Origin of the sequence: Paenibacillus naphthalenovorans, assembly GCF_001465255.1 — a bacterium.
Taxonomy (GTDB): domain Bacteria; phylum Bacillota; class Bacilli; order Paenibacillales; family NBRC-103111; genus Paenibacillus_G; species Paenibacillus_G naphthalenovorans.
The window spans coordinates 20,582-43,102 of sequence record NZ_CP013652.1; the positions used below are offsets into that span (position 1 = coordinate 20,582).

20 protein-coding genes are annotated in these 22,521 nt (G+C 49.4%); 19 read left to right on the forward strand and 1 reads right to left on the reverse strand.

Annotated elements, in window-relative coordinates:
* Positions 1-139: 139 nt before the first annotated feature.
* Positions 140-415, reverse strand: a complete 276-nt coding sequence (locus tag IJ22_RS00115; protein ID WP_062406281.1) for an amidase family protein — start codon at positions 413-415, stop codon at positions 140-142.
* A 224-nt stretch (positions 416-639) separates the two neighbouring features.
* Between IJ22_RS00115 and IJ22_RS00120 the strand changes: the two genes are divergently transcribed.
* From IJ22_RS00120 to IJ22_RS00210, 19 genes are all read left to right on the forward strand, one after another.
* Entirely contained in the window at positions 640-1,092 is a 453-nt protein-coding gene (locus tag IJ22_RS00120) for a tripartite tricarboxylate transporter TctB family protein (protein ID WP_062406283.1), read from the forward strand.
* Between the two features lie 9 nt (positions 1,093-1,101).
* Complete coding sequence (locus IJ22_RS00125) at positions 1,102-2,607, forward strand: tripartite tricarboxylate transporter permease (RefSeq protein ID WP_062406285.1); 1,506 nt, start codon at positions 1,102-1,104, stop codon at positions 2,605-2,607.
* A 75-nt stretch (positions 2,608-2,682) separates the two neighbouring features.
* Positions 2,683-3,387, forward strand: a complete 705-nt coding sequence (locus IJ22_RS00130; protein ID WP_062406287.1) for a FadR/GntR family transcriptional regulator — start codon at positions 2,683-2,685, stop codon at positions 3,385-3,387.
* Between the two features lie 197 nt (positions 3,388-3,584).
* Positions 3,585-4,628, forward strand: coding sequence for a Bug family tripartite tricarboxylate transporter substrate binding protein (locus IJ22_RS00135; RefSeq protein ID WP_062406289.1), 1,044 nt, complete (start codon positions 3,585-3,587; stop codon positions 4,626-4,628).
* 86 nt (positions 4,629-4,714) lie between these two features.
* The gene (locus IJ22_RS00140; protein WP_062406291.1) at positions 4,715-6,016 is read left to right on the forward strand and encodes a nickel pincer cofactor-dependent isomerase, group 22; all 1,302 of its coding nucleotides are present in this window, start codon (positions 4,715-4,717) and stop codon (positions 6,014-6,016) included.
* Positions 6,013-6,948, forward strand: coding sequence for a 5-dehydro-4-deoxyglucarate dehydratase (gene kdgD, locus IJ22_RS00145; protein WP_062406293.1), 936 nt, complete (start codon positions 6,013-6,015; stop codon positions 6,946-6,948). The genes IJ22_RS00140 and kdgD overlap by 4 nt, the downstream gene beginning before the upstream one ends.
* A gap of 17 nt (positions 6,949-6,965) precedes the next feature.
* Positions 6,966-8,018 (forward strand): Ldh family oxidoreductase, encoded by a 1,053-nt coding sequence (locus tag IJ22_RS00150; protein ID WP_062406295.1) that lies wholly within the window; start codon positions 6,966-6,968, stop codon positions 8,016-8,018.
* A 58-nt stretch (positions 8,019-8,076) separates the two neighbouring features.
* On the forward strand, positions 8,077-9,549 hold the full coding sequence (gucD, locus tag IJ22_RS00155) for an alpha-ketoglutaric semialdehyde dehydrogenase GucD (protein ID WP_062406296.1): 1,473 nt from the start codon (positions 8,077-8,079) through the stop codon (positions 9,547-9,549).
* Between the two features lie 111 nt (positions 9,550-9,660).
* Complete coding sequence (locus IJ22_RS00160) at positions 9,661-11,007, forward strand: hypothetical protein (protein ID WP_062406298.1); 1,347 nt, start codon at positions 9,661-9,663, stop codon at positions 11,005-11,007.
* A 313-nt stretch (positions 11,008-11,320) separates the two neighbouring features.
* Entirely contained in the window at positions 11,321-11,758 is a 438-nt protein-coding gene (locus IJ22_RS00165) for a MarR family winged helix-turn-helix transcriptional regulator (protein ID WP_054819139.1), read from the forward strand.
* Positions 11,755-12,414, forward strand: a complete 660-nt coding sequence (locus IJ22_RS00170) for an HlyD family secretion protein (protein WP_062406300.1) — start codon at positions 11,755-11,757, stop codon at positions 12,412-12,414. Before IJ22_RS00165 ends, IJ22_RS00170 begins: the two co-directional genes overlap by 4 nt.
* A 17-nt stretch (positions 12,415-12,431) precedes the next feature.
* The gene (locus IJ22_RS00175; protein WP_062406302.1) at positions 12,432-13,751 is read left to right on the forward strand and encodes an efflux RND transporter periplasmic adaptor subunit; all 1,320 of its coding nucleotides are present in this window, start codon (positions 12,432-12,434) and stop codon (positions 13,749-13,751) included.
* Positions 13,752-13,766: 15 nt separating this feature from the next.
* Positions 13,767-15,329 carry a DHA2 family efflux MFS transporter permease subunit gene (locus IJ22_RS00180; RefSeq protein ID WP_062406304.1) on the forward strand — a complete coding sequence of 521 codons (1,563 nt, stop codon included), beginning with the start codon at positions 13,767-13,769 and terminating at the stop codon, positions 15,327-15,329.
* Positions 15,330-15,369: 40 nt separating this feature from the next.
* Positions 15,370-17,691 carry an S-layer homology domain-containing protein gene (locus tag IJ22_RS00185; RefSeq protein WP_062406306.1) on the forward strand — a complete coding sequence of 774 codons (2,322 nt, stop codon included), beginning with the start codon at positions 15,370-15,372 and terminating at the stop codon, positions 17,689-17,691.
* Between the two features lie 364 nt (positions 17,692-18,055).
* Complete coding sequence (locus tag IJ22_RS00190; protein WP_062406308.1) at positions 18,056-18,850, forward strand: MBL fold metallo-hydrolase; 795 nt, start codon at positions 18,056-18,058, stop codon at positions 18,848-18,850.
* Between the two features lie 181 nt (positions 18,851-19,031).
* The gene (locus IJ22_RS00195; RefSeq protein WP_054817573.1) at positions 19,032-19,376 is read left to right on the forward strand and encodes a hypothetical protein; all 345 of its coding nucleotides are present in this window, start codon (positions 19,032-19,034) and stop codon (positions 19,374-19,376) included.
* A 179-nt stretch (positions 19,377-19,555) separates the two neighbouring features.
* Positions 19,556-20,629 carry an ABC transporter substrate-binding protein gene (locus IJ22_RS00200; RefSeq protein ID WP_062406309.1) on the forward strand — a complete coding sequence of 358 codons (1,074 nt, stop codon included), beginning with the start codon at positions 19,556-19,558 and terminating at the stop codon, positions 20,627-20,629.
* A 91-nt stretch (positions 20,630-20,720) separates the two neighbouring features.
* Positions 20,721-21,656: a nucleoside hydrolase gene (locus IJ22_RS00205; RefSeq protein WP_062410804.1), complete on the forward strand. Its 936-nt coding sequence runs from the start codon at positions 20,721-20,723 to the stop codon at positions 21,654-21,656.
* Between the two features lie 39 nt (positions 21,657-21,695).
* Positions 21,696-22,517: an ABC transporter permease gene (locus IJ22_RS00210; RefSeq protein ID WP_062406311.1), complete on the forward strand. Its 822-nt coding sequence runs from the start codon at positions 21,696-21,698 to the stop codon at positions 22,515-22,517.
* The last annotated feature ends 4 nt before the right edge of the window (positions 22,518-22,521 follow it).

Consider the following 22,521-nt stretch of genomic DNA (forward strand, 5'->3'; position numbering starts at 1 on the left):
CTTTATCGGGGATCTGAACGAATCGGTTCAATCCCGATGAAGGTTGGACAATCGCCGGCTATTCCGTTATCGGAATGGCCGGCGATCTTTTTGAGCGGGGAATAATTTTGCGGGGCAGGCTGTAAACGGGGAATTCGGCTTAGTTCAACTTCATGGCCGAAGCGAATATAGGCTTTGTAAAGCGAAGTTCGTTCGTGCGTTCGAATGCATATCCGGCCTTTAAAAGGGTACCTTCATCCAATGCCTTACCGATGAGCTGCAAGCCGACGGGAAGTCCATTGCTGAATCCGCAAGGGATTGTTAAGCTGGGCAGGCCGGTCAAGTTGCTCGGTGAAGTCAAACGAATCAAATCGTCGGTTACATCGGATTCGATTCCATTGACTATAGAAGTGTTGGCTCCGAAGCTTATACCCATCGGTCAAAGATTTTTATCAAAAGGTTGCTGCCTTACATGGGCATGAATAAAAGTGGAGAACGTGAAGAATCATCCGAGGCGCTGCAAACTTGCGGCGCTTCTTTGGGTTTTCAATGAATCTATCACGCAAAAAAACGTATTGTATTACTATTCAATTTGTATTACAATATGACTTAGTTGGTGGTGAAAACGCTTAAAAACCAAAACATTAGGGGGGTGATTGCGTGGTAAAAAATAATGCCAGCGTTTACATGGGCTTACTGATGCTGCTTTTTTCGGCCGTTATTTTTTGTCAGTCTCTTCAATTGGATTATTACACCGACACGGGTCCCGGTCCTGGGTTTTTTCCGCTTTGGTTAAGCGGAGGATTAGGCATTTTCTCTTTATCCTATATCGTAAGCTCTTTCAAGGAAAAAATTGCTTTTTCAGAAATTCTTCCGACGGGAAGCGGTTTATGGAATGTCGTCACTTTAGTGGGTTCACTTGTTTTTTTTCTTTTGACCGTTGAATATTTAGGTTTTCTTATGGCCTGTACGATCATGCTGTTTTTTATCCTGAGGAGATTATTTACATGGTATTCGGGTCTTATGATCTCCATAGCGATTTCCTTATGCTTATTTGTAGTATTTCACATATTTCTCGGGGTCCCGCTTCCGGTGAATGCCTTGGGATGGTAGGAGGATTCAATGGATTCATTGATGCAGTTATTACAAGGTTTTGAAACAGCGCTTACATGGTCGAACCTGCTGTATTGTTTACTCGGAGTTACCATCGGGATGCTGGTCGGCGTTTTGCCTGGATTGGGTCCGACTACAGGGACGGCGATCTTATTGCCGGTCACGTTCTCCATGGAGCCGGTTTCGGCCATCATTATGCTGGCGGGCATTTATTACGGCGCAATGTATGGCGGAACGATAACCTCCGTTCTGATCAATACACCGGGGGAAGCGGCTTCGGTAATTACGTGTCTGGACGGGCATCCTCTGGCCAAACAGGGAAGAGCGGGGACTGCCTTAGGGGTTGCCGGTATCGGTTCGTTTATCGGCGGAACCGTTTCCATCATTGGGCTCGTGGTGATCGGGCCGCCTTTAGCTCAATTCGCGTTAAGATTCGGTCCTCCGGAGTTTTTTGCCCTCATGCTGTTGGGACTGATCACGGTGGTTGGACTTATGGGAAAATCCATTGTGAAGGGAATCATTTCCGCGCTTTTGGGCCTGTGTCTGGCTCTCATAGGCATGGATGTCGTTTCAGGCGCCATCCGGTTTACCTTTGATGAGCCGAATTTAATGAACGGGATCGATTTTGTCATTATATCCATGGGATTGTTCGGTCTTTCCGAAATTATGATTGGCATGGAGAATATCACCAAACTGGAAGCTCCGCCGAAAGTAAAAGGGCTGCTTCCCCGCCGTGACGAATGGAGGCGGACGCTGTCCGCGATCGGAAGAGGAACCGGGTTAGGCTTCCTGGTAGGACTTGTACCGGGCTCGAACTCCGTCATACCGGCGATCCTGTCTTATTCTCTTGAGAAAAAAATGGCAAAAGATCCGTCGCGTTTCGGCAAAGGAGCCATCGAAGGGGTTGCCGGGCCGGAAACAGCGAACAATTCTTACAGCGGAGCGGCCTTAATTCCGCTGTTCACATTAGGAATCCCGAGCTCTCCTACGATTGCCGTATTGTTCGGAGCCTTTATCATGCATGGTTTAACTCCTGGCCCTACGTTATTCCAAAACAATCCCGACGTCGTATGGGGAATCATTGCCAGCATGTTCATCGGGAATCTGATTTTGCTGGTTTTAAATTTACCTTTGGCCGGCATGTGGGCCAAAATTGCCCTGATTCCCGCGAAGCTGTTATACCCGATTATTTTTGCAGTCGCCATTTTGGGCGCATTCAGTGTAAATAACAGCTTGTTTGATGTGTGGGTTATGCTGATTTTCGGAGTATTGGGTTATTTCATGAAAAAGCTCGATATCCCAATGGCGCCGATTGTTTTAACCTTTGTTCTTGGACAATTGCTGGAAAGCTCATTGCTGCAATCGATGATTTTATTTGAAGGCAGTTTTCTTGGATTTTTCTCCAGACCGATTTCACTTGTACTGCTGTCCATCTCTTTTATTATTCTTATTTTCAGCGTTTATGCAGGCATAAAGAATAAGAAGGGCATGCTGGCCAGCGACGTGGAAATGTAAAGAAATGTTTGTAATTTCATTTTATTTGTCATACAATTTTAAAATATGGCAAATAAAAAAGGAAGGTGGAATGAATTGATTAAGAAAAAACAAGAAATCGTGCTGGATTCTGTCCCTCGCAAAACATTGGCCAAAGAAGTGGCTGACAGGATCATTCAACTTCTTGCCTCCGGGCAATTAAAGCCCGGGGATAAGCTCTATCCCGAAACGGAACTGACGAAAATGCTGTCAGTCAGCAGACCTGTATTGCGTGAGGCTATGAGTTCCCTGGAATCTTTGGGGATTATTCACAGAAAAACGCGGGACGGCACGTATTTTTCTGAAAAAATCAGCAGTAAACCGTACACGAATATGCTGTCTCTGGCCGGGGATGATTTGCCGTCCATTATCGAGGCCAGGATGGCATTGGAGCTTGGTATGATTGCGATGGCTGCGGAGAAAATCACAGATCAGCAGCTTGATGAGCTCAACCAAACGATTAAGGCTCTTTCTGAACATCCGGGGGACTATTCTCAAGTGGATAAAGAGTTTCATCGAATTATTGCTTTTAGCGTAAACAATTACATTCTGGAAGGCATGATCGATTCCCTTTTGATGGCTTTTGACCGGATGAGTAAAAACATCCAATTTAGAGAACGGGATGTTGCGGTTGAACATCATAAAGCCATTTATGAGGCATTGAAAAAGAGATCGCCGTCCGAAGCTTTTGCACAAATGTACCGACATTTGGACTACGTAAGGAAAAAAATTTTAAAGCAAAGAAAAGAAAGCAAGGCCTAGAAAGTTAAGCTTTCACAAGAGCAGTGGCAATAAAAAAGCACCTCCTGTTACATGGTGTCCAGTCGTGCGGGCTGACACCATGTAACAGGAGGTGAAGAAGATATAAAAAAACAATTCCAAGTGAAGTATACACAAAAAAAGCGAATACTTCAAACCTGATGGGCAGACAGGAAACATGAAAAGGGAGGCCATTCCAAATGAAAAGCAGAAACAAAACGATTCTCTCCGCATTGTCTGTAGCAGCACTCGCAGGTTCCTTATTGGCAGGGTGCGGTACAGGAGCATCCTCGACTCAGGGTACGGATCCTGCGCCGGCCGCATCCAACAACACCGCTGAAGCTCCGAAGTCCAAGTTTCCTGAAAAACCGATTCAGCTGGTTGTTCCCTATGCCGCTGGCGGAGGTACGGATATCACGGCCCGCACACTTGCAAACGCCGTTTCTAAATATCTTCCGAACAAAGGTACCGTTGTAGTCGAAAATAAGCCGGGGGCCAGCGGCACGATCGGGTTGACCGGACTTACTCAAGCCAAGCCCGACGGCTATATGATCTCCATGGCGACGATCGGTAATTTGTCCATTCAGCCGAACTACGGTAAAACACCGTACTCCTTTGACAGCTTTGAACCGATCTTAATCGCAAACTCTGTACCTCACGTATTGGTTGTGAAAGCGGATGCGCCGTGGAAAACGATTGATGAGTGGTTTGATTATGTCAAAAATAACCCGAATGCATTTACTTATTCCACTCCGGGCGTAGGGAATACGCAGCATTTGAATTTGGAAGCCGTTGCACTCAAGGATAATCTTAAATTGAAGCATGTACCTTATGACGGTGCTGCGCCTGCCATTACGGCACTGCTTGGCGGACATGTGAAAGGCGCGGTTGTACAAGTTCATGAAGCCAAACCGCAAGTGGATTCCGGGGAACTGCGCATTCTGGCCAATATCGGAACCACCAAATCGGATGCGATTCCGGATGCACCTTTGCTTGCGGAAAGAGGTTATACCGGATACAACGCTTGGACCGGTATTGTCGCTCCGAAGGGGACGCCTAAAGAAGTCGTGACCATTTTGCATGACGCCTTCAAAAAGGCTTTGGAAGACCCTGAAGTCATTGAGGACTTCAAAAAGATCGGAATTTCGCCGGCCTATAGCGGTCCGGAGGATTTCAAGAAGATTGCCGAAGAAACGTATAAATCCACCGGGGATGTTGCGAAGAAGATCGGCCTGATCAAGTAATCGGCATGATAGGATACAGGGTATGTCATCTCCGGCATATGAGATGATATACCCTCATTATGTAACGGACGAAAGGGTGCAAACCAATGTTGACGGGTGAATTAAGCAATTTCGTTCCGCTTCCTAGAATGATCCCTGTACGTCAAGTTTTTGACGCGCCAACGATCAATGATATTGAAGGCGAACTGAGAAAGGAACTGAACAAAGAAGCGATAAGAAATTCAATTAAAGCCGGGTCCCGTGTGGCCGTAGGCGTTGGAAGCAGGGGAATTGCGAACCTTCCCAAACTGGTAGTTACACTGATTCATCAACTGAAGGAATGGGGAGCCCAACCGTTTATTGTTCCAGCCATGGGAAGCCATGGAGGAGGAACCACAGAAGGCCAGATCAAGATGCTGGCGGAGTTGGGCGTTACGGAAGAAAGCATGGGAGTACCCATCCTGAACTCCATGGATGTCGTTCAGATCGGCACCTTGGATGACGGCACCCCCATTTATCTGGATGAAGCCTCCTATCGTTCGGATGCCATTGTCTTCATCAATCGGGTGAAGCCTCATACGAGCTTTAAAGGGGATCATGAAAGCGGATTGCTGAAAATGATGGCGATCGGCTTGGGCCGGCACAAGGGGACGTTGGCAATCCATCAGCATCCGCTGGCTGAAATGCCCGTATTGCTGCCCAAAATAGCTGAGGTCTATCTGAAGCATGCCCCGATCGCCTTTGGGGTTGGAGTATTGGAGAATGCTTACGACAAGACCGCGCATATTGAAGCGGTCACGCCGGATGAGCTCATACTTAAAGATAAAGAACTGCTTATTCAAGCCAAAAAGTATATGCCCAGGATTGTACCGGAACAAGTCGATCTGCTTATGGTCAATGAAATAGGGAAAAACATCAGCGGTTCGGGAATGGATCCTAACATCACAGGACGGGCCGCATCGAAAGCACCGCAACAATTCAACGCGCCTCAAATTGAACGGATTTTCGTTCGCGGCCTGACAAAGGAAACGAAGGGGAATGCTTGCGGAATCGGGGTGGCCGATGTGATCACCAGACGGGTTTTTGAACAGATCAATCTGAGCTACACCTACGCCAACGTCATTACATCCAAAATTCTGGATTCCGCCAAAATTCCCGTCATTATGTCCAATGACCGGGAAGCCATAAGCACCGCTTTAAGGACGTGTTACCATATCGATCTTCAAAATCCGAGGGTGGTATGGATCAAAAATACATTGGAATTAGAAAATATTTTGATTTCCGAATCGGTTTTGGCGGATATGAAGGGAGATCCCCGCATACAAGTATTAGGCGAACCTTTGGAGATCGCCTTCGATTCAGACCATAACATAACAACAGATATATGGAGAGGAATGGAGCACGGATGAGTAAACCTGCCAATCAAATCAAAGGGATTCTGGGCTTTCCCGTCGCCCCCTTTAAAGACAACGATCAATTGGATGTACAAGCATTAGCCGCAAACATTACCTTTTTGATTGACGGAGGGCTGGATGCAATTTACGTTTCGGCCGGAGCGGGAGAGTTTCAGTCGCTGACACGCAGCGAGTATGAAGCGATTGTTGAGATCGCCGTTTCGCTGAGCAGGGGAAAAGTGCCCGTATACACGGGCGTCGGGGGAAACATCAAAGAGGCCGTCGAATTGGCGCGCATCACACAAGCCAAAGGGGCTGACGGATATTTAATTTTGCCTCCTTATTTAATCAACGGAGAACAATCCGGATTATACGAATACTTTAAGACCATTATCGAATCTACGGATCTGAATGCCATTGTTTATCAACGCGACAATGCCGTATTGTCTTTGGGTACCCTGACGAAATTAGCCGAGCTTCCCCAGTTCATCGGACTCAAAGACGGTGTCGGGAAGATGGAGAGCAACATCGAGTTCGTTCAGACCTTAGGAAACCGCCTGAGCTGGATCAATGGCATGCCGTTTGCCGAAGTGACGTACCCGGCTTATGTTCCGTTGGGCTTTACTTCCTATTCATCGGCGATTTCGAACTATATACCTCACATTTCGAGAATGTTTTATAGCGCAGTCCAAGAAAACAATCAAGCTTTACTGAACGAGCTGTATAAAGAAGTGATTTTCCCGATCAACAACATTCGCAAACAAAGAAAAGGCTATGCCGTTTCCCTAATCAAAGCCGGTATGGAGATCATGGGATTACCCGTCGGCGGCAGGGTACGTGCGCCCCTGATTCCCGTAGAGAAAGAGCATTACGCTCAGCTGGAGGTTATCTTGAAGCATGCGTTAGATCGGTTTCCCAAAAAAACAGCAATAGAATCCAGCAAATAAAGGAGTATGAGTATACCATGTCCGACATTCGAGTATCTCCGGAAAAATTGACGGCGTTTTGTAAACAAGTGTTGACCGCAGCCGGTATCCCCGAGCGCGATTCGGAAATTATCGCAGATTCTCTTGTTCACGCCAACCTGACAGGCGTTCATTCTCACGGTGTTTCCAAATTGAACGATTACCTGGTCAGACTGGACAATAACCTGGTGACGAAGGAAACGAACATCACCGTCGTTTCCGAAACGCCGACAACCGCACTGCTTGACGCGGGCAACGGCTGGGGCCAGATCGTATCCCAGAAAGCCGTCGACGTAGCGGTTAAGAAAGCGAAGGAGTACGGCAGCTCCTGGGTTGGCGTCCGGAATTCGAATCACTACGGGACAGCAGCCTATTGGACGGCTCAAATTGCAGCGCAGGGAATGATCGGCATCTCGATGACCAATACCTCTCCTGTCATGGTTCCGTTCGGTTCCAAGGTGCCTACTTTGGGAACGAATCCGATTTCCATTGCCGTGCCGTCTCCATCGGGCAAGCCGATTATGCTGGATATGGCTACAAGCAACCAGGCCAGAGGCAAAATCACCCTAGCCTCCAAGATGGGCAAACCGATTCCGACGGATTGGGCCATTACCGTCGACGGACGGGAAACAAGCGATCCTCATGAGGCGCTAAAAGGAAGTCTCCTGCCTTTCGGGGGAGCTAAAGGGTCCGGGTTGGCCATTATGGTTGATATTTTAACGGGCGTGTTGACCGGGGCTCTGTACGGATCGCAAATCCCGCGCTTTTATGATGATCCGGTTCCGCAAAATCTGGGACATATGTTTGCCGCCCTCGATGTCAGTGCAATGATGCCTCTTGATACCTTCCTTGAGCGCATGGCGGAAAAAGAGCGCGAAACCCGGGAGAGCGCACCAGCCAAAGGATTTGATAAAGTCTATATGCCGGGAGATCTGGAATATGCAAGAGCCGAGGAAGCCCGGAAAAACGGGATCGTATTGTCTAGTGAAATCCATAACGAGCTGTTAAGTGCGGCCCGGCGTTATGGTGCCAATGTGACTTTAGTGGACTGATAATTTCCAAAATTGCTCGTCATTACCTATGAACGCCATAGAAAGGATTGGAATACAGATGACTATAGGAGAGAAAACCACAACGAATACTTATTTGAATTATATAAATGGAAGCTGGACCGCTTCTTCGTCCGGTGAAGTGGATAAGAGTACGAATCCCGCCAATGCGCAGGAAATTGTAGGCTATATTCAAAAATCGACGGCAGCCGATTTGGATCGGGCAGTCCAAGCGGCGAAGGAAGCTCAGGTTCAATGGAGAAAGCTTTCAGGCGCCGCCAGAGGAGATTATCTTTTCAAAACGGCCAATATTCTTGAAGCCCGACTCAACGACATTGCCGAAACAATGACAAGAGAAATGGGCAAATCGCTTCCCGAAGCCAAAGGAGAAACGGCCAGAGGCGTGGCGATTCTCCGTTATTATGCGGGCGAAGGCATGCGCAAGGTAGGCGATGTGATTCCATCCACCGACAGTGAGGCGCTGATGTTTACGAATCGTGTTCCTCTCGGTGTGGTAGGCATTATTTCGCCTTGGAATTTCCCTGTTGCGATTCCGGTCTGGAAAATCGCGCCCGCACTGATTTATGGCAATGCCGTAGTGTTCAAGCCTGCGCAGGAAACCGCCGTAACGGCTGCTAAAGTGATAGAGTGCTTCGCCGAAGCGGGCCTACCGGCAGGCGTGCTCAATATGGTGACCGGCGCCGGCTCCGTGATTGGGCAGGGCATCATTGATCATAAGGATATTAAAGGGATCAGCTTCACGGGCTCCGATCAAGTCGGTAAGCTTGTAGCTCAGGGTGCGGTTGCCCGCGGAGCCAAGTATCAGCTTGAAATGGGAGGCAAAAACCCGGTGATCGTGGCAGAGGATGCGGATCTCGATCTGGCCGTCGAAGCCACCGTCAGCGGCGGTCTCCGCTCTACGGGACAAAAATGCACGGCCACCAGCCGTGTCATCGTACAAAGTAAAATTTATGACCTATTTAAAGAAAAGCTGCTGGCCAAAGTGAACGAAATCAAGGTTGGCGACGGATTAAACAGCGATACATGGATGGGGCCCTGCGCCAGTGAAAATCAATTAAACACCGTATTATCTTATATCGAGAAGGGGAAACAGGAAGGAGCCACACTGCTTGCAGGCGGAAAGCGGATCACCGGCGGCGGTCTGGAAAATGGCTTCTATGTTGAGCCTACCGTGTTTGAAAATGTGAATCGCAATATGGTCATTGCGCAGGAGGAGATTTTCGGTCCGGTGCTTGCTTTAATCAAGGTGGATACTATAGAAGAAGCGCTGGAAGTGGCGAATGATACAAAATATGGATTAAGCGCCTCTATTTTCACACAAAACATTGGAAATATGTTATCATTTATTCGAGAGATGGATGCGGGCCTGGTCCGCATTAATGCGGAATCGGCCGGGGTTGAGCTGCAAGCGCCGTTTGGCGGTATGAAACAATCCAGTTCCCATTCCAGGGAACAAGGTCAGGCGGCCATTGAATTTTATACGTCCATCAAAACCGTATTTGTGAAAGCATGATTCCTTTGAGTTAACACATATCACCGAAAGCCGGGATTCTTGACAGAAGAAACCGGCTTTTCTTAAGATATATGGAGCTTTTCTTACTGAAAGCCGGAGGCGAAATACCTGGTGCGAAGTTATTTGATTTTGGGCATGTGCGGACTATTCCTCATTCAATATTTTGTTCACGTTCAATGGCTGGAGTATCTGGTCATTTTTATGGCGCTTGCTGCCTTTATGGGAAGCGCTACCAAAGCGGATCCCGTGCCGCGATGGTTTGGGATCTGCATGCTGATGACCGGAATCGTTCTGGAGTTTCAAAAAGGGAGGGGGATCGACGGAGTCAGTGAAGGCGTATCGATGAATCTTCCTCTGCTTACGCTCGTCATTTTGGTGCCGCTGCTTTCGATTCCGTTAAAGCTCGGGGGATATTTTGATGCTATCGATACGCTGCTTCGGGGATTGCTGCATCATCCCCGTAAGCTTTTTGCGGGAATCACGAGCGTATTGTTTGTCCTGGGGCCGATTCTGAACCTCGGTTCGATCCGCATCGTCGATGAACTGCTTAAAGGCTTGAAGCTTCCTCCCGTGATGCTTGCCAAAAGCTATTTAGTGGGCTTCTCGACGACTATGCTGTGGTCGCCGTATTATGCATCCGTCGCTTTGATTCTCTATTACTTGAAAATTCCGACCATCGAATACATGGCCTATGGCATCGGGTTTGCCTTGCTCTTTATCTTGATTGGAAATGTGCTCTTTGCCTTTTGGTCCAAACGTCATCCCTTAAGCCCGGATTCTTTCGCCGAAGCGGCGTCCGCGGAAGAATCAAAAGACGGCACCTATCGCCGAAAGCTCGTTCGATTGGGTTTGATTGTCGCGGTTTTGATGAGTATGACCTTTCTGCTGGAAACGCTGACCCATTGGTCGATGCTTGTCATCGTGAGCCTTCTGTCCATTTCCTTTCCTTTATGCTGGGTAATCATAACCGGAAAATGGAGTCTATTGCGCACCCAGCTGGCTGATTTTCGAGACCGGTCCGTGCCCATTATGAATAATGAAATCCTATTGTTTACCAGCGCAGGATTATTAGGAAACGCTTTGCAGGGCACCGCCTTCGGAAGCGGGATGAAATGGGCCCTGATCAGCTTGGCCCAACAGTCGTTTTTTATTTTCGAGATATCGATTATTGTTACTGTCGTTGTCGTTGCCTTCATAGGCATTCATCCGATGGTGATCGTTACCGCGCTGGTTACCCAAATGGATGCCCAGGCATTGGGGACGACTCCCATTGCGCTTGCGATACTGCTGATGCTCGCCTGGTCCACCTCAGCCGTACTAAGTCCGGTTAACCCATTGAATTTGCTGGTAAGCCGGCTGTCCGGCATTACGGGGCTTGCCGCAGGGGTTCGCGCCAACGGGATTCACCTGTTAATTGTCGCCATCCTCGGATTATCGATTATCACGATCATTCAATAGAGCATCAAACCGAATGAGAGGCCTTCGAGGCCTCTTATTTTGTTGCCCCTCCTTTTCCATGGTTTAACAGTAATGATACTCAACAAAAAGGTGACACAATGTCATTCTGTGAGGAAATGACGGGATGAATCGCCTGAATGCATCTTTTCGGGGAAAAATGCCTGTATTTAAGGATTTCCAATGCCTGCTTTTTTTGATATAGTTCATGTATAAAAATTTAGTGACACGAAATATATAGTCTTAAAATATTTATAAGTATCATTTTTAATGATTTATGTAATATGAAAACGACAACTTAAATGGGGGTGTACCCATGGGTCTGGAGGGTGAGATCGTCAAGCTGCTGAAAGATTTAATTCGCAGCCACAATGAAATCTTAAGCAAGAAGATGAGAGATGACAGCATAACGCCTCCCCAATGGATGACACTGCATCAAATTTATCAGCAGCCCAAGACGATTGGACAGATTGTTGATGCGGTGCAGCTTTCCTACAGCACGGTTTCGGGCATTATTGACCGGCTGGAGCGGGACGGTTGGATTCGGCGCGAAAGGGATGAGCGGGACCGCCGCATCATTTGGATCTATAAAACGAATAAGCTTCAGGAAAGAATGGCGGGAAACACGATCTTTCAGGAAACGTTTTATACCGAGCTCCTGAGCGGGCTGCCGGAGCATGAACTGAACATGATTGTGAAATCTATCAGATTGCTGAACAAACAAATAGAAATGAAGGTTGGGGAGAAGACATGAAGCGCAAAGCGGTATTGTATGTTATTTTAACGTGCCTGGTGGTCGTTGGAGGGGGAATCGGCGGTTACTTCTGGTATGAAGGGCAAAATTATGTCTCAACCGAAGATTCAAGGCTTGCCGGAGATATTTATAAAGTCATGCCCCGCATTACGGGGAAGGTCATATCGCTGCAAGTGAATGAAGGGGATCATGTGATGGCCGATCAAATTATCGGACAGCAGGACAGCAATAATTTGCCTACGAGCAGCCTCGATCAAGCGGCACTAAGATCCCCTATTGAAGGCACGGTGATCAAAACCTTGGTCAAGGCGGGAGAAGTCGCCTCTCCGGGCCAAACCGTTGCTATGGTGGTGGATAAGAGACAATTGTACGTCACGGCCAATATCGAGGAGACAGAGATTTATAAAATCCATGAAGGGCAAAGGGTAGATATCCGCGTCGATACGTTTCCCGGCCAACCGTTGACGGGTCATGTGAAAGAAATAAGCAAGGCCACGGCTTCGACCTTTTCGCTGCTTCCTTCAACGAATACCAGCGGTAACTTTACCAAAGTAACCCAGCGCATTCCCGTCAAAATTTCAATTGATGATCAGCTGGGGCTGGATTTATCGCCTGGCATGAGTACTACGATCAAAATTCATTTGAAAAGCAACTGAAAAGGGGTTAGTTATCCATGAAAAAAATACATAAATGGCTTATTCCAACGGTTCTTACAACGGTTTTCGTTGGAATTTTGCCGGGATGCAGCGATACATCGGACGCAAGCGGTGCGAATCCCGCGAGTGTGCCGGTAAAGGTCATCAAGCTTGGTCAATTCACGGATCCGGGGTTAAGCGGTAAAATTATCCCCGATCAAGATATCAAAATCGTATCGAAGGTATCCGGCAAAGTGGCCGGGGTGAATGTGCAGGAAGGCGATAAAGTGAAAAAAGGCGACGTGCTGGTCCAATTGGAAACGGACGACTTGCTTCAGCAAGTGAGGCAGGCCCAATCCGGCGTGGCTGCGGCGGAGGCGAAGCTGGCCGATACGCAGGCAGGAGCCCGCACGCAGGAGATACAGGGGCTGGAGAGCGCCGTGAAAATGGCGCAGGGCGCTTATGAACAAGCCACGGCTGCCCTGCAGCAAGCCAGCGCTGCCTTGGACCTGAGCACCAAAACCTATAACCGCCTGCGGAACATGTTTGACAGCAGCTCAAGCGTGACGCAGGAGGAACTGGATAAGGGTACGCTCGATTATGAGAAAGCCAAAGCGGGCTACGAGCAGGCGCAGGCCGCGCAAAAATCGGCGGCGGCCCAGGTAGAGGCGGCCAAGGCCAAGCTCGAACAGGCCCGGATCGGGCCTACGGACAATACGCTCAAAGCGCTTCAGGCGGAGGTTGACCGGTTACACGCGGGATTGGAGCTGGCGAACAGCAGCCTGAACAATGCAACGATTACGGCACCGATCGACGGCGTCGTCGTGAAGAAAAGCATATCGCCGGGCGAGATGGCTCAGGCAGGGGTGCCGATCATCTCCCTGGTCAATATGGATCAGGTACAAGTGGAGTTGAGCGTAGCGGACAATCAAATTTCCAAGGTAAACGTAGGGACACCTGTACAAGTGAAGGTTCAAAGCATACCGGATCAATTGTTCCAGGGTACAATCTCGTTTGTCAGTCCCGTTTCTAACCCGAACAGCAATACATTCCCGGTCAAAGTAAAGGTGGATAACAAGGACGGCCTGCTGTTTGCCGGTATGGTGGCCGAAGTCCATATTGATGGTGCCGGGGATAACCGGATCGAGGTGCCGAAAAGCGCCATCGTGAAAAAAGAGAACAAGGAATATCTGTTCATTATGGATAACGATGCGGCTCGCCTCGTAGAAGTGAAAACGGAAGAAAAAAATCAGGATTGGGTTTATGTGCAGCCGAATGACAAGCTCAAGGGAGACCGACAAATTGTCGTGAACCCCGGGGATAAGCTGGCGGATGGCACCAAGGTGAAAGCTCAATAGGAGGTGCTTGCAGCTATGGCCGATGCATCGGCGGTCAATCAACAACAAAAATCGGGAGATAGCGGGATGTGGTTTGCACTGATCGCCATCGTGCTGGGCACCTTTGTCTCTGTACTTAACAGCAGCCTGATGAATGTAGCGATGAATAAATTCGTCGCGGTGTTCGGCTCCGATATCAATACGATCCAGTGGGTTATCACCGGATATACGCTGGCTTCCGCCATGGTCATTCCCATGTGCGGCTTTCTGGGGGCGCGATTCGGGAATAAAACCGTGTTTATCTATTCCGTTGCCGGTTTTACTCTGGGGTCGGTCGTTTGCGGGCTTGCGTGGAGCGACAGCACGCTCATTTTATTCCGTGTGCTTCAAGGCTTCGCCGGCGGATTTATTATGCCGATCGGGATGTCCATTATTTATTCGAACTTCCCTAGAGATAAGGTCGGTACCGCCATCGGGCTGTGGGGCGTGGCCGCCATGGTAGCTCCCGCACTCGGGCCGACGTTCGGCGGATATTTGATTCAATACTACAGCTGGCGTCTGCTGTTTTTCATCAATATTCCTATCGGTATCCTTGCCGTTATACTCGGAAAGATCCTGCTGAAAGACACACCGCGTGAAGAAGGGTTGAAATTCGATACGACCGGCGCGGTGCTTTCCATGATATTCTTTGGAACGCTGCTGCTGGCCTTAAGCAAGGGCCAAGCGGAAGGATGGACATCGTTGTACATCGTCAGCCTGCTGTTTATCGCCTTTTTCAGCTTTTTGCTGCTGCTCTGGGTCGAGCTTGGTGTGGAGCAGCCCGTGCTCGATTTGAGAATTTTCAAAAATGCCAAATTTACGATCAGCGTGATTTCGGGCAGTCTGGTCATGATGGGCATGATGGGCGGTACGTTCTTAACGCCGCTGTACCTGCAAAATATCCAGGGGCTTACCGCGATGCAGACCGGTATACTCATGATGCCCCAGTCGGTTGCCATGGCTTTGATGATGCCGCTCAGCGGGAAGCTGGCGGACCGGTTCGGTATTGTTCCATTAAGTGTCGTCGGACTGTCTATCCTGGGTATAATGACGATGGAGCTGCACCATTTGACGACAGATACACCGAATCATTGGTTGAATTTTATCTTAACAATACGCGGAATCGGGATCGGGCTTTGCATGATGCCGCTGACCACAGCCGGCATGATGGCTGTGGCTCCTCAGCAGGTCGGCAACGCTTCTCCGCTGTCCAACGTTTGCCGTCAGGTGGCCGGGTCTTTGGGGATCGCGCTTTTCGCCGCCATCATGAGCAACCGTCAAATTCTTCATTATCAGCATATTTCCGACAGTGTGTCTGTCGACTCCATTACGGCCAATGATACGCTTTCGATGCTCTCCGGAGCGATTTATTCCTGGGCGGTGGATATGGCGACAGCATCGGGAACCGCAGCCTCATACTTGGCCGGTTTTATGCAAAGAGAAGCCATGGTAAGGTCGATCGCCGATACATTTTACCTCTCGGCTATACCTGCTTTTCTCTGCATCCCGTTTGTGTTTTTCCTGAGCGGCAAGAAAAAATCCCCTGCTGCAAAAAAGTGAATGCAGCCGGCGGCCCAGTGATTTCGGGAGGTTTACAAAAATGAAAAAAAGGTTATCTATTCTATTGAGTGCGGCTATGGCGTTTTCGATGCTTTCAACCGCAGCATTCGGTGCCGGTACATCGAAGTCATCGGCTGACTTCAGCGATTTAAAGGATTTGGATGCTTCTGCGAAAGCGAAATTCGATACGATGATATCCGCAGGCATTTTCGATGGAGTCGGGGAAGGAAGATTTGGTTTAAAAGACAAAATGAACCGCGCTCAATTCGCGAAGGTCGCTGCGTTGATTTTCGGCTTGAAGGTGGACACTTCCTTGAAGGCTTCCAGCTTTAGCGACGTAAGTGCCGACGACCCTGCGAACGGCTACGCCCTTCCCTATATCGAAGCGCTCAGAGGGGCTAATCTCACGGACGGCTTTGCTCAGAATGCGTACAACCCGGCCGGTGAAGTGACAAAGGAGCAGCTCGCCGCCTTTTTGATCCGCGGTTTGAATAAAGATGCTGAAGCCAAATCGACAGCGGGCTTGAACGATCCGACCGTCTCGGATTGGGCCAAAGGCTACGCTGCTCTGGCTATCCGGCTAAAGCTTATGGACAGCGAAACGGACGGTACATTCGGAGGTACTTCTGCTGCCACCCGCGAGCTGTTGGTTACCTCTTCTTATGAAGCAAAGCAGCAATATATACCTGGCTCCAGAAATACGAATGAACCCGGCGGAGGAGCAGTTACGCTGACCATGGATATGCCAAGCTACGACATTACGGGCAGCACGCAAGCACAAGTTAAAAGCGTACTGCAGGAAAAGACTGATGAGGGTTGGAGAATCGGCGCTGTCGTGAAGCTGAAGAACACATCGGGCTCAGCGGTTCGGATTCCTGATTATGAGCTTCGGGCCAAAGCTTCGGACGGCACGGTATACGTTCTGCAATCAAGCGCAAGCAACCCGCATTCGATTCCGCCTCAGAGCTATGTGGAATTAAGCTATATGACCGTGATTGAAGTGAAAACGGAGCTGGATTTAACGGATTTGCTTTGGATTGATGTAGATCAGAATGTGTATCCGAAGCAGGAGACCCTGCTGGCTGATGCTCCAATCGGATCGATCGTATGGCGCGGCAAGGATGCAGTTATTGAGGATTCGGCTTTGTTGGGAAATTGGGGCGTAACGTTCTCCGTTCCGGGAGAGTCCTCTGCTTTGAAGTATACGGCTTCGCGATTGAACCGACAATTTACAGGACAAGCGCCGACCTATATCGTGCAGCTCATCGTGGAAAACCCGGGCAGCTATACGGAAACCGTTCCGGATTTTACCCTCGGGGGAAAAGCGGAGGGACAGACGTTTATCGGGAAGCGGATCGAACAGGAACCCGTTACTCTCCATCCCGGCGAGAGGAAGTATTTACATTACGCGGTCACTACCGACCTGAACACACAGCTTACTGCGTTCTATGTTCTATCGCCTGAAAGCTTCCTGAAGCAAGGGCAGAGCACGCCAATAGTGTACTATACCGGAAGGATCGGCTTCAGATTCCCGTCATCTTACGGAACGCCGATGGCATTGCCGGCTTATGAGTTTGGCAAACCTATTGCCATCGACTCGCTAAGTCAAGCCGTTAGTCCGCAGTTGGGCGTGTCGCTGATGAGTCTGGATTGGTTTGAAAATGAAGGACAAAGCTTCAAGACGGCGGTGGCACAGCTGAAATTCAAGAACCCGAGCGGCAGCCCGCTTTCGGTTCCTGATCTGACGGCCGAGCTGCAGAATGCCCAGGGCATCCTATACAGCGGCACCCGGACTGCGAGCTCCGTGAAAGAAGTGCTGCCTGGAATGGGGACGGTAGTCACGTTCACCTTTACCGTACCTTTATCCGAGGATGCGGCCCGGTTCACCTTCCGTCTTTTGGAGCAGCAGGGGCAGCAAACGTACAAATTTCCGGTTGCTGAAACCAGTGTGGCTGTAAATCCGCCTGCAGCCGATTCTACTTTGCTCACGTTCTATCCTTTTGAATTGAAGCTGTCTTCCTGGTCTTTATCCGCCGTTACGATGGCGAACCCTACGACCCGGGCATACACCTTTAATTATAAATTCAAGATGGACCTTGACGTTCATACGACCGATGAGGTGATCGTAGACCCTGGCAATCCGAAGCTGTATATGCAGCTGGAGAACAGTGAAGGCACGCGGATAGCCTCCAAGGTGTACACGTTGGCAGGAGAAAACCGGTTGATGAGCGGGAGCCAGATCATTAATTTTGATAATGTAAGCTCGGATCAGCTGGAAATTCCCGTGACGCTGAAAATTTATGAAACCATAAACACCCCTGCCGGCGATGCCAAACGGTTATTAGCTGTATTGAAGCAATGATCATCCCTTTGATTTTCAGGCTGTCTTATGAGCCCGTTTGTAAAAAAAGTGTTGACGATCCAATCATCCGATGGTACTGTTTAATTCATAGTAAGTATATATGAATGGTTGTTTTGGCGAATGCGGTAATTCGGCGGTAAACCCCGACACTCGGGGGCAGGCATGTCCGGCGCAAATCATAACACCGTTTTGCTGACCATATGTATGGAAGCCTTCTTCTCTCCTGTTCATGAGAGTTAAGAAGGCTTTTTTGATGAAGGAGATGCTTTCTCCTTGATGAGACAGGCAGGTATATGGGCAGAGCGGGACCCCGCAATGACCGGGAATGAGATGGATGGTTTCCAACCATGAGAGGGAGGTAAATATGGCAAATTCGGTAATCCTTTATCCGCTTGGTGTTGGAGATGCCTTCACTGCGCGACATTTTTTTGTGAACTGCTTCATCAGCGTGGACGGCCGTGAGTTTTTTATTGACTGCCCGGCTTATCTCGGAAAAATGTTTCATTCTAACAATAAGCACGGGGAACTGAAACTCGATCTTCACCGTTATCGCGAGCTTTTCATTACTCATATGCATGCAGACCATGTCGGCGGACTTGAGGAACTCGCATACTTTCAGTATTACAAAACCGAGAATCCGGTTAAACTCTATGGTCCCGAATGGCTGCTTCAAGACATCTGGACTCATTTGCGCCCGGCCCTTGAGCCATCTGTGCGCGAAGGAGGCGGGCTTGCTGCCTTTGACTGGTATTTTGACCCGGTTCCGATTCCGCATTTCCATGATTTCGGAGACTTCAAAGTCAGCTATAAAACCACTCGCCACATCCCGCGCACGCTCGCCTTCCGGTTCGACTTTGGCAATTTCAGGCTTGGTTATGCCCCGGATACGGGATTTGATCCTGATTTGATCGCATGGCTTAATGAATGCGATTTAATCATACACGATGCATGGTTCGGCAAAACCGAAGCATTAGGAGGAGATATTCGCAGCCTACACACGCCCATTGCCGATTTGTTGACGCTGCCGGAGGATTTTCAACGTAAAACGCTCTTATGCCATTATGCGGACACGGCATATCGTGACAGTCCGGAGAATCCAAGTGAAAACATTGGCGCCTATCGTTTATTGCAGCAAGGAAAAGTATACCGGTTGGTATAGGCCGGAAATTTGCAGAGCGGCGGGCAACCTCCGCGAAGAAACGGCTTATTCGGAAATTGACATAACATCCGCACGAAAATGTTCGAAATGCAAAAAAACAAACAAAAGAAACCGAACAATAGCTTGCCAAACTTTACTTATTTAGGTAATATGGTGATATGCTGGTTTAGAAGGTGATAGCGTGCTTCCGATAGATTCTAATGAAAGTAAGAAGAAGCTTGCCCATCTTTATAACGAAGTATCCAAGAGTTTGTTCGGATTCGGTACGATTTCGCTTAAAGTATCGATTGATGGCAATATAATCACTTTCAAAGCCAAACATCGCCGGTCTCCGCGTTCGGAAGCTTTGGAGGGAGAAGCCCCCAATTTGAAGTATGAAGTTGACTTTTATATGTCGAACATTTACAAGAAGAAGATGAGGGAACGGTTGGAGGAAAGATTCGAATTGGACATTGAGGCGGTGCTGCGGGACTATGATCCTGCCACCCAGTGGGCCATCACGAATGTTATTTTGGCCGAATCCTGACGGAATATCCGGTACGTTCCCTTTTTGATATATCTTAAGGGGAGCTACCCCACGGAAACCAACGGATAACGCCTGACTTTGTTTACGAAGGGAAAGCGCTTTGGTTAGAAGATTTTTTCTAGCTGAAGCGCTTTCCTTTTTTTTTATTTAACCACATAAAACAAGGGGAGGAATAGGATGTGAAGAAAAAATGGATTAGCGGCCTGGTTTCAGTATCTCTTTTGGGACTGGCTCTGGCCGGGTGCGGAACGGAAAAGCAAGAACCAAGCGGTACGGCGTCGGAGGGCGGTGGGGAACCGACCAAACTCGTTATTTCCACCTGGGGCTTCTCGGAGGATTTTTTCAAGAAAGAAGTCTATGAACCGTTCGAAAAACGGCATCATGCCCGAATCGTCGTTGAAATTGGTAACAATGCGGAACGTTTGAGCAAAGTAAAGCAGGGCAGCTCTCAAGTGGACCTCATTTATTTGTCGGATTACTATGCGCAGCAGGCGATTGAAGCCGGCTTGTTCGAGAAGATCGACCGGAGCAGAATACCTAATATCGAGCAGATTTACGATATAGCCAAAGCGCCGCTCGGCGAGGAGTACGGTCCGGCGTATACGATCGGCCAACTGGGCATTGCATACAATCCGAAAACGGCGGGCAAGGAGCTGAAATCCTGGAGTGATCTATGGAGTCCTGAGCTGGCCAAGAAGCTGACGCTGCCGTCGATCACCTCGACGAGCGGCCCGATGGTTCTTGATGCCGCATCGCATGTGGCCGGCTCCTCCTCATTCGATGAAGAGCAGGCGTTCGCCAAGCTGAAAGAGCTGAACCCCCATGTAGTCAAGTATTACAGCAAGACGTCCGAATTCGTGAATATGTTCGCCCAAGGTGAAATCGTCGCGGGACCGATTTTGGAGATGTACGTGAAAGATCTGAAGGCCGCTGTTCCGGACGCGAAGTTCATCGCCCCGCAGGAAGGGGCTTACGCTGTAATCAACACCGTGAATGTAGTGAAGGGCAGCAAGAACAAACCGTTGGCCGAAGAGTTCATTAACTGGCATCTGAGCAAGGAAGTTCAGGAGAAGGCGGCCAAAGCGGCTGTCGATTCTCCGGTGAATAAAACATTGCAGCTGAAACCGGAGGAAGTACAAGGAATCACCTATGGTATAGAGGTTGTGGAGAAACTGCGTATGCTGGATATGAAATTCGTCAATGAACGCTTGAAAGCCTGGACCGACCGTTGGAACCGGGAAATCACGCAATAAGGCGAATGAACGGATAAACAAGGATATGCGGTTTTCCAGTGTATCCTTGTTTTTTCTTGACGGGAGCTTATGCGGAAGAAAGGGGACGGTTATGCAAAAGAAAGTTATCCTGGATGTGGATACCGGTATTGATGACGCGCTCGGGATTGTGCTTGCGGTTCGCAGCCGGCAGCTCGATATTCTGGGGATTACCACAGTGAGCGGAAACGTTTCTTTAGCCAAAGCGACCGAGAATACATGCAAAATCTTGGAGCTGCTGGATGCGGCAGAGCGGATTCCCGTCATCCGGGGGGCGGACCGGCCTTTGTTCCGGCCGGCCGTGTTTGAACACAGAGTGCATGGGGAAGACGGTCTAGGCGGCGCGTTATCCGCAATGCAGCTTGAGAAAACGGCTGCGGACGGCTTTGCTCCCGATTTCATGATCGCGAGTGCGGTTCGGTTTCCGGGCGAGGTTACGCTGGTCATGACGGGGCCTCTCACCAATCTGGCCCATGCCGTCAGGAAAGATCCGGGCTTGGTCCATCGCGTGAAGGAGGTGATCTTCATGGGAGGAGCAGTCCAAAGCTTCGGCAACGTGACGCCCACCGCCGAGTACAACATGTACGTCGATCCGGAAGCAGCGAAGATCGTTATGCATGCGGGCTTTCGTTCATTAACGCTGGTCGGGCTGGACGTCACACGCCGTGCGCTGCTGACAGAAGAGCACATCGGGCAACTGGCCGGCTCTCCCTTAGGTGATTATGTCCGGCAGAGCACGGCAGATTATATGAAGCGTTACTATGAACGGTACGGAGTGCGTGCTTGCGCCATGCACGATCCGCTGGCCGTCGGCGTAGCCATAAACCGCGACCTGGTCACAACCGGATATTATTACGTGGATGTGGAGACCCGAAGCGACTTGTGCGACGGGCAGACGGTCTGCGATTTTCAGAACCGGCTTCACAAGCAGCCGAACGTCCATGTATGCCTGGAAGTCGATACCGGCGCTTTCTTCCGGCTGTTTATCCGTGCTCTTCGCAGCATCTAGTACCGGCGAAACAAGGAACGGAACAGGGGATTGCTTTTTATGAAAAAAAAGTATACTTATCTGCTGCTGCTGCCCGGCCTATTGTTTTTGGCGGTATTTATGCTCATGCCTATCCTGCTGACGATCGGTTCGACCTTCTTTCCGGAAGGGAGCTTTACGCTCGGCGGGTATATGCAGTTTTTCAAGGATCCGTATTTTCTCAAAATATTGCTCACGACGCTGCGGGTGAGTCTTGTGACAACCGCAATGTGCGTTATTGTGGGATTCCCGGTGGCGTATTACATCTCCAGGCAGTCTCCCCGTACAAAAGCAGTGCTGCTGGCTTTGGCCATCTTTCCGCTGCTGACGAGCCCGGTCGTCCGCTCGTTCAGCTGGATGATCATTCTAGGCAAGAACGGACTTCTGAATCGTTCTCTGTCGGCTCTGGGCATGATCGATCAGCCGCTCGAAATTCTGTATACTCCTGCGGCGATGATGATCGGCATGGTTCATCTGTTTCTGCCGCTGATTGTGATCACTCTCGTCGGCGTGCTGGAGAACATCGATCCCGATTTGTTGAAGGCCGCGGAGAGCCTGGGGGCATCCAGGCTGAAAGCCTTTTTCAGAGTCGTCGTGCCGCTGAGCGTGCCCGGTCTGATCGTAGGGAGCATTCTGGTGTTCGTAGGCAGCCTGACGGCTTATACGACGCCTGCCCTGCTCGGAGGCAAGCAGCTTGTCGTCTCCACCTTTTTGTACCAAAATGCAATTACGCTGAATGATTGGTATTCGGCATCGGTGATCGCCGCGATTATGATTGTCGTGACATTGGCTGTCATCGTCCTGATGAATGCCGTCGCCAATAAATTGAATCCGAAGGGGTAGCTTG